The sequence below is a fragment of the Halomonas sp. BN3-1 genome (assembly GCF_003056325.1).
In the GTDB taxonomy this organism is placed as follows: Bacteria; Pseudomonadota; Gammaproteobacteria; order Pseudomonadales; family Halomonadaceae; genus Halomonas; species Halomonas litopenaei.
This window is the reverse complement of record NZ_PYVV01000023.1, coordinates 36,131-44,183: the sequence shown is the minus strand read 5'-3', so window position 1 is coordinate 44,183 and position 8,053 is coordinate 36,131. Positions and strand designations below refer to the sequence as shown.

Genomic DNA, 8,053 nt, shown 5'->3' with positions numbered 1-8,053 from the left:
CACCAGTGTGCTGGAGGGCATGAACAACCGAATCAAAGTTATCAAGCGGATGGCCTATGGATACCGCGACACTGCGTACTTCTTCCTGAAGATCCGTGCCGCATTTCCCGGCAAAGTGCGATGAACCTTCTTTTTGTAAAGAGCGCATGCATGGCTCTCTACAAGTTCAGCCCCTCTCTTTATATGTGGGGCCGCGCCGATAACCCCCCTCGGCGCGGTTCGGCCTGGCTCTTCTCAAGGGCAGGCTCGCGTCGTTCGTCCCCCCTTGCGGCGTTGCCGCAAAACCCTGGGGTGACTCACCCCCATGCGAGCGACCTTGCTGTCTAAGCGTCATCGTCAGGCATTTATTCAGAAGAAGCCCAATTCCGAGAGGAGTTGGGCCTTCTTTTTGTAAAGAGCGCATGCATGGCTCTCTACAAGTTCAGCCGAATAAGGCGAGGTGACTCACCCCCATGCGACTACCCTGTCGGGAACAGATCAGGCATGTATCACGAAGAAGCCCGCTTCCGAGAGGAGGCGGGCTTCTTTGGTTTCAGGCAAGTTTCAGCAAGACGGCTGTCGCGGCTCTGTGCCTAGAACGCGATGGTGGAGACGACCAGTTGGCTCGCTTGCAGCGAACGCAGGCCCAGGCGGTCGCCGGGTTCGATGACCAGAAGATCACCGGCCGCGAGTACCTCGCCGGAGACGAGTTCCACACGACCACTGATCAGGTACCAGGCTCGAAGTAGTGCGGGTTCCGGTGACAGGTGCAGGGTTTCCTGTTCGCGGAGCAACTGGTGTGTGAGGTAGCCGCGACTGCCGTATCTCACCATCAGGTTGAAGTCGCGATAGAGCCCCTGGCTCAGGGTTTGCCAGGCGCCGTCAAAGGTGTCGACTTCGAAGCGCCTGAGGTCCCTGGAGCGGTGCCCTTGATGCTCAAGGTGGGCCTCGCCTTCCAATACCATGAGGTGTCGTTCGTAGCCTGCCAGAGGGGTGAACAGGCACTCTTCGGACTCTACCGTGGCGGTGCTCAGGCGGACCTGAAAGGTCCGGTCGGCATAGTCACTGTCAACGGGAGCGATAAACAGCTCCCGCGTCGTGCCTCCGGACCAGAGGCGCGCGGGAGTCTCGGATGAGCGTCGAATGATCATGGGAGGTTGGCCAGCGAGTGCTGCGTCTCCTTTTGCCAAGGATCGTTTCATCGTCTCAAGGGTTTAAGTCGACGTGCTTGATCTGGCTCAAGAGATGCTGGGGTAGAGCGACTCTCGCTCGGCGCTGACTCCCGAATCGCAACAGTACGGCGAAAAAATTGTGCTTACATCAAAATGATAGTTCTACGCCCGCATAGAAGGAACGGTCTGGCGCCGGTTCGAAATAGCGGTCGTTGCTGGCATTGATGCGGACATTGGCATAGTGGTCTTCGTCAAACAGATTGCGGATGCCGAGGTAGGTCGACAGTATCTGGTTGCCGCCCAGTCGCCAGCCGTCACCCGCACGAAGGTTGACCAGCCAGTAGCTGTCGACGTCTACCCGGTTGGCATTGTCCGCGACCATGTCGCCCACATACTGGGTTTCCAGGGTGGCAAAGTAACGTGTGTCCTGGCTGCCTGTCCCGTACCAGGTGAGCTGGTTGACCCAGGTTGTCTCCGGAAGCCCGGGCAGACGGTTGCCGTCCAGGTCACTACCGGAAACCTGGTCGAACTCGTAGCGTGCCAGGGTCAGGGCGGTATTGAGCTCCAGACGCGCCGAGGGCTGCCATCCTAGCGCGACTTCGAGCCCGTCGCGGCTGGTGTCGCCAAGGTTTTCGTAGAAGGTGCGATCGCTACCATCGATCTCGTAGGGGACCAGTTCATCGTCGACGTCGATCGAGAATAGGGTGACGTCGTAATCCAGTCCGGTGGGCAGGGTGCCGCGCACCCCGAGCTCACGGCTCCAGCTCTCCTGGGGCTCGACGTCGGGGTTAAAGCCACCACCTGCGGGATTGGCAAACTCCGAGAAGGTCGGTGTCTCGAAGGCGGTGGAGGTGTTGGCGTAGACCTGGTGCAAGGGATGGAAGCGGTAGCTGATTCCCAGGCTTCCATTGGTTTCGTGGAAGGTGCGTTCACCGCTCTGGTCGCCATCGTTGTCGTAGTCGTCATCGATTTCCATGTCGATGCGATCGAAGCGTCCGCCGGCCGACAGTGTCCAGTGCTCATTCAGGGCAAGGTCGCCCTGGGCGAAGATACCCAGGCTGGTCGCCGTCTGGGTCTCGTCGGCCACTTCTCCCGTCACGCTGCCATCGAAGGCTACATCGCGGCGATGGCGGTCGTCTTCCTGGCGAGCGCCGTCGATACCCACCATGCTGTCCAGCGTCATGCCGGCTAGGTTGAAGCGTTGGTGATATTCGGCGCTGCCACCGAAGTGGTGACGTCGGTAGTCGATCAAGCTGTCGCCCGGATAGGGCAATTGCTGTTCGAAGTCTCGCCAGGTGGTAAATCCCTTGAGGTAGAGCTCCCCGGGGCCGAAGCCAAGATCCTCGTACTGTAATCCCACGACCTGCTGGTCCACCTCCTGGCCGGTGTCGTAGTCCTCGGTGAAGCGGCCCGCCTGTCGGCGATCTTCATCGACCTGGTCCTGGGTCAGGCCACCAGGATCTTCGGAACGGGGGTTGTCGAGCAGGTTGATGATGGCGGTGAGACGGCGTTGATCGCCCATATCCCGTGACAGGCTGGCGTTCAGCAAGCGCTTCTCGGTGCGGCTGTGATCCCGATAGCCGGCTAGTTCCAGTCGCGAGGCACCCAGGTGGTAGGCCCAGCCGTCGTGCTCGCCGCCGGTGGAAAGGGATTGCTTGTTGTAGCCGTCGCTACCGATACCGGCACGTATCGTCGTCGAGTCGTCACCTTCGTCACGCCCGTCCGCCGTCGTGACCGAAATGACGCCACCGGCGGCATTGCCGTACTGAACCGACGCCGGTCCCCTGATGACCTCGATCTGTTCTGCGTTGTCCAGGTCGATGGCATCGAGCTGGGCCTGGCCATCGGGGAGGGTGTAGGGAATACCGTCCACCAATATGGTGATGCCGCGCACGCCGAAGGGAGCGCGGGCACCAAAGCCCCTGATGGAGACACGAGCACCCTGGGCGAAGTTGTCGCGATTCTGGATGAAGACCCCGGGCACTCGAACCAGGGATTCATCGAGACGGACCCGCTGCTGACCTTGATGGATGTCGTCTTCATCGACCACCGAGACAGCCATCGGGGTGGTGAGTAGCTCGCGCTCCAGGCGCGGCGCCGACACCGTCAACACGGGGTGCTGCAACTCGACGGCGCGGTCGTCGGTTGCGGCAGTCTGTGCGGTGACAGGCGTTGCCAGCGGGAGCAGCAGCAGGGCGGCGGCCGGGCGAGAGGTCATCAGGTTCATCCTTGAACGGCGAGGCGAGAAGGGAGTGGTGGCTCGAAAGAGCATCTTTATCGTTTAAGCACAATTCTAGAGAAGTCGCATCCTTGGCACCACTCTGGTGAAGAGAGCCTGGTTCCCGTCGGTGGAGGCCTTCCGCTAGACCAAAGTCGCTTTTCGTTGTGTGGCCAGGTAGTTTATCTTTTGAACTGAAAAAACGAACAGAAGTTCACTATGCGAACGAGCGCCGCTGGTCGAGTTGCCGGAAACGGTGTCGAGCGAGAGACCAATAATGAGCGCGCGTCGCCGATAACGATAAAGTCCGGAGGATCCCCATGAAGACCCCCCTCGCGTGCCTGATGGCCGCATCCCTGACGGCCCTTTCCTGTGCCTCGGTTCAAGCGGCGACCACGCTGCGCATGGCCCACTTCTGGCCTGGTGCCTCTGGTATCAATACCGAGATCTTCGAGCAGTGGGCCAAGGCGGTGGAGGAAGACTCCGGCGGTGATCTGCGTGTTCAGGTCTTTCCCTCCGGTACCCTGGCCAAGGCTGACGACATCTATGAGGCGACCGTAAACGGCATCGCCGATATCGGTGCCACCGCTCAGGGCTATACCGCCGGGCGCTTCCCGCTGTCGCAGATCGTCGAGCTCCCCGGGGTGGCCGATTCTGCGATACAGGGTTCATGCATTCTGCAGACCCTGCACGACGATGGCGGCCTGGGAGGAGAGTACGACGACACTCGCGTGTTGTTCATGTTCACCACCGGTCCCGGTTACATCCATACCGTGGATACCGACGTCCAGGTACCGGCTGATCTGGAAGGGCTGCGAATCCGTCGCCCGACCGCGGTGGCAGGCGATATCCTCGAAAACATGGGGGCAAGCCCGGTAGGCATGCCCGCCCCGGATATCTATACCTCCATGCAGCGGGGCGTGCTCGATGGCTTGAGCTTTCCCTGGGAAGGCATGAAGGGATTTCGTATCAACGAACTGGTCGAATACCACACCCAAGTGCCGTTCTATTCGCTGATCTTTGTGGCGACCATGAGCCAGCGTGCCTACGATCGGCTGACGCCGGAGCAGCAGGCGGTCATCGATGCCAACTCCGGCATGCAGTGGGCACTCAATGCGGGGGAGGTGTTCCACGCCATCGACGAGGTGGGGCGCCAGGAAGCGGTGGATGCCGGTCACACCATTCGGGTGGTCGATGCGCCCCTCGACAACGCCGACTGGGCACCGCCGCTCAAGCAGGGCATCGAGGATTACCTGAGCGGACTCGAGGAGCGCGGCTTGAGCCAGGCGCATGACGTCTATCAGGCGGCGCTGGCGGCACGTGAAAGCTGCGCCGGGACGGAGTGACGCCATGCAACCCTTTCTGGAAGGGGCCAGCCGTTGGCTGGCCCTGGTCTGTCGCTGGGTGGCGGGCGGCTGTCTGATACTGATGCTGGCGGTGACCATCGCCGACGTGGTGACACGCTACCTGCAGCGTCTGACCGATGGCGCCATCTCCTTTCAGGTCTTCGGTAGCGTCGAACTGATCAGCTACCTGATGCTGTTTGCCTTGCTGGCGGCCATGTCGGCCAGCGTGGAGAAGAGCCAGGTGGTGGTCGAGGCCTTTTCCCACCGTCTTCCTGCGTCCATCGCAGCGCGCCTGCATGGCGTCTATTTGCTGGGCTTTGCGGTGCTTGGCGGGGTGCTGGCGACGGGCCTGGTGGGTGCGGCCCACGCCGCTGTCGAGTACGGCGAGGTCACCCAGGACCTGAGGATCTCGCTCGGGCCGATCTATCTTGTCGCTGCAGTGCTCAGTGCTCTGCTGGCGTTGCGCAGCCTGCTGCACGCGCTCCTGGGGGCGCTGTTCGGCCAGAGTGCGGAGGTGTCCCATGGCGACTGAGACGATCGGCGGGTTCGGGCTGCTGCTGTTGCTGGTGTTGATGATCCTGCGGGTGCCAGTAGCTCTGGCGATGCTGCTGGTCGGTGTCGGTGGTTTTGCCACGATCATCGATCTAGGCGCGGCGGTATCGATGTTGAAGTCGGTGCCGGTGGAGGTGTTGTCCAACTACAGCTTCAGCGCGATTCCGATGTTCATCCTGATGGGCGTGCTGGCGGCGCATTCTGGCATGGCCGGCAAGCTTTTCCAGTCGGCTCGGGTGATCTGCGGTGGCTGGAAGGGCGGCCTGGCGATCGCCGCCGTCGGCTCCTGTGGCGTCTTTTCGGCGATTTCCGGATCTTCTCTGGCCACCGCCAGCACCATGACCCGGGTGGCCCTGCCGGAGATGGAGCGATATGGCTACCATCGTGGCCTGGCCACCGGGGCGCTGGCCGCGGGCGGCACCCTCGGCATCATGATTCCGCCCAGTATCGCCCTGCTGATCTATGCCATCCTGACCGAGCAGTCGGTGGGTGACATGTTCATGGCGGGTCTGGTGCCCGGGCTCCTGGGGCTGGTGCTGTACGCCCTGACCGTCAGCGTGGTCATGCGGGTAAAGCCGGATCTGGCGGTGGCAGGGGAAGCGACGGGCTGGGGCGAGAAGCTTGCCTCGCTCGGCGGGCTGGTGCCCTTCTTCGCGGTCTTCCTGGTCATGATCCTGGGCATCTACCTGGGCATCTTCACTCCCACCGAGGGGGCCAGCGTCGGTGCCTTTGCCACCCTGATCTACGCCCTGGTCAAGGGGCTGCGTGCACAGGAGCTGTGGTCTGCGGTCCAGGAGACCCTGGCGCTGTCGGCGGTGGTGTTCTTCATGCTGGTCGGTGCCGAGGCGCTGGGCTACTTCATTTCGCTCTCACGCATCTCGTTCTCCATCAGCGACAGTCTGTTTGCCATGGAGCTGACGCCCTTCGTTGTCGTGCTGTGCATCCTGGCCATGTACTTCCTGCTCGGCATGTTCATGGACTCGATCGCCATGCTGGTGATCACGGTGCCGGTGGTGTTCCCGATCATTCAGAGCCTGGGTATCGACCCGGTGTGGTTTGGCATCGTCACGGTGCTGACGGTCGAGTTGGGGCTGATCACGCCCCCGGTGGGGATGAACGTCTTCGTGATCAAGGCCATGGCGCCCCATGTGGGACTGGGAGAGATCTTCCGAGGCGTCTCTCCCTTTATCGTGTCTGACTTTGTGCGCCTGGCTCTGTTGCTGTTGTTCCCGACCTTGAGCACCCTCTTTTTGCTGTAGTCGGCATCCAAGCGGCGGCCAGTATTACGCTCAGCTCACCCCAAGCCCGCCATACGGCGGGCTTTTTTGATGCATTTAATGTCGGTTGGATGAGGTTTCTGATATGGCGCTCTAGTCCAATATGAGCCTTTGTGGGAGGCGCGTTTCACTAAGCTTGCAGCGTGACACCATCGTAATGACGCGAGGGCTTGACGTGAGTGCGCGCAATATTTTTGTGGTGGGGCTGAACGATGACAATCATGAGCGTCTGCTGCGCTTGAAGGGTGCCGAAGAATGGCGCTTTCACCGAATTATTGCGCCGGAGGCGGTCTATGACACCGAGGAATTCGATATTCCCGCGATGCTCGAGGAAGCCGGCCAGACCCTGGACCGATTCGGCAGGCCGATAGACGCGATCATCGGCTATATGGATTTTCCGGTATCCACCATGCTGCCGATCCTGTGCAAGCGATTCGGTACCCGATCGACGTCGCTGGAAAGCTTGCTGAAATGTGAGCACAAGTACTGGAGCCGTTGCGTTCAGCGCGAGGTGGTGCCGCAGTACATCCCCGGGTTCACCGCCTTCGACCCCTTCGACGATGCGGCGTTGGGTCAGATCGGTGCGGCGGGGCTGTCCTTTCCCTTCTTCGTCAAGCCGATCAAGTCGTCGGGCTCACGGCTCGGTTTTCGCATCGAGACGCCGGAAGACTTTGCGCTTGCCATTGACCGTCTGAAGGCGGAGATCGGTTCCATCGCCGAGCCGTTCAACAGCGTGCTGGATCAGGCCAACCTGCCTCCGGAGATCGCGGCGATCGATGGCCATTACTGCATGGCCGAGGAAATCATCGGCGGCTGGCAATGCACGCTGGAAGGCTACGTCCACGATGGCGAGGTCGTGGTCTATGGTGTGGTCGACTCGATTCGCTACCCAGGGGTGTTGAGCTTCTTCCACTATCTGTACCCCTCGGCCCTGCCACAAAGGGTTCAGCAGCAGATGATCGACGCCACCCGCCTGGTCATGACCCGCACCGGCTTCGATCAATCCGCGTTCAACGTCGAGTTTTTCTGGGACGAACTCCAGGATCGCATCTGGCTGCTCGAGATCAACACACGCATTTCCCAGTCACATTGCGACCTGTTCGAGAAGGTCGACGGGATCAGCCATCAGCAGGTGACGGTGGACCTGGCGCTGGGGCAGCGTCCGAGACTGCCCCACCGGGAGGGCGCCTACGCGGTCGCGGCCAAGTTCTTCTACCGCGTGTTCTTCCATGACGCCACCGTCGAACGGGTTCCGTCGGCGCAGACCCTCGCACAACTCGAACAGGACTACCCCGGCACGGTGATCAGTCTGCAGGTGGAGGAGGGGCAGCGTCTGTCGAGCCTGCCAGAACAGGATAGCTACAGCTTTGCATTGGCCTATATTTGGATGGGGGGCGACGACTATCAGACGCTGCTTCGTCGCTATCAGCAACTGGCGGCCCGACTGACCTTCGCATTCGGCGATATCGATAGTTGAGTCGGCGCGCCGCCGCTGTACCGAGCGTCACC

7 protein-coding genes are annotated in these 8,053 nt (G+C 61.2%); 5 read left to right on the top strand and 2 right to left on the bottom strand.

Going from position 1 to position 8,053, the window contains the following annotated elements; all coding sequences use genetic code 11:
* Positions 1 to 124, top strand: a 124-nt coding sequence (locus tag C9F12_RS21575) for a transposase (protein ID WP_146188265.1), incomplete at its 5' end; no start/stop codon positions are given.
* Positions 125 to 572: 448 nt separating this feature from the next.
* On the opposite strand, the gene C9F12_RS21570 is transcribed toward C9F12_RS21575, so the two are convergent.
* Together C9F12_RS21570 and C9F12_RS21565 are read right to left on the bottom strand one after the other, a co-directional pair.
* On the bottom strand, positions 573 to 1,130 hold the full coding sequence (locus C9F12_RS21570) for a HutD family protein (protein WP_162816548.1): 558 nt from the start codon (positions 1,128 to 1,130) through the stop codon (positions 573 to 575).
* A gap of 169 nt (positions 1,131 to 1,299) precedes the next feature.
* Positions 1,300 to 3,369 carry a TonB-dependent receptor gene (locus tag C9F12_RS21565; protein ID WP_108450171.1) on the bottom strand — a complete coding sequence of 690 codons (2,070 nt, stop codon included), beginning with the start codon at positions 3,367 to 3,369 and terminating at the stop codon, positions 1,300 to 1,302.
* Between the two features lie 320 nt (positions 3,370 to 3,689).
* Between C9F12_RS21565 and C9F12_RS21560 the strand changes: the two genes are divergently transcribed.
* From C9F12_RS21560 to C9F12_RS21545, 4 genes are all read left to right on the top strand, one after another.
* Positions 3,690 to 4,715, top strand: a complete 1,026-nt coding sequence (locus tag C9F12_RS21560) for a TRAP transporter substrate-binding protein (protein ID WP_108450170.1) — start codon at positions 3,690 to 3,692, stop codon at positions 4,713 to 4,715.
* Positions 4,716 to 4,719: 4 nt separating this feature from the next.
* Positions 4,720 to 5,247 carry a TRAP transporter small permease subunit gene (locus tag C9F12_RS21555; RefSeq protein ID WP_108450169.1) on the top strand — a complete coding sequence of 176 codons (528 nt, stop codon included), beginning with the start codon at positions 4,720 to 4,722 and terminating at the stop codon, positions 5,245 to 5,247.
* A complete protein-coding gene (locus C9F12_RS21550) occupies positions 5,237 to 6,526 on the top strand; it encodes a TRAP transporter large permease (protein WP_108450168.1) in 1,290 nt (429 codons plus the stop codon). Before C9F12_RS21555 ends, C9F12_RS21550 begins: the two co-directional genes overlap by 11 nt.
* Before the next feature lie 193 nt (positions 6,527 to 6,719).
* Positions 6,720 to 8,021 (top strand): ATP-grasp domain-containing protein, encoded by a 1,302-nt coding sequence (locus C9F12_RS21545; RefSeq protein ID WP_108450167.1) that lies wholly within the window; start codon positions 6,720 to 6,722, stop codon positions 8,019 to 8,021.
* Positions 8,022 to 8,053: the final 32 nt, after the last annotated feature.

What these genes read in the sequence shown, in the direction of transcription:
- C9F12_RS21570 (WP_162816548.1), bottom strand. Translation starts at nt 1,130, where the DNA reads ATGATCATTCGACGCTCATCCGAGACTCCCGCGCGCCTCTGGTCCGGA.
- C9F12_RS21565 (WP_108450171.1), bottom strand. Translation starts at nt 3,369, where the DNA reads ATGACCTCTCGCCCGGCCGCCGCCCTGCTGCTGCTCCCGCTGGCAACG.
- C9F12_RS21555 (WP_108450169.1), top strand. Translation starts at nt 4,720, where the DNA reads ATGCAACCCTTTCTGGAAGGGGCCAGCCGTTGGCTGGCCCTGGTCTGT.
- C9F12_RS21550 (WP_108450168.1), top strand. Translation starts at nt 5,237, where the DNA reads ATGGCGACTGAGACGATCGGCGGGTTCGGGCTGCTGCTGTTGCTGGTG.
- C9F12_RS21560 (WP_108450170.1), top strand. Translation starts at nt 3,690, where the DNA reads ATGAAGACCCCCCTCGCGTGCCTGATGGCCGCATCCCTGACGGCCCTT.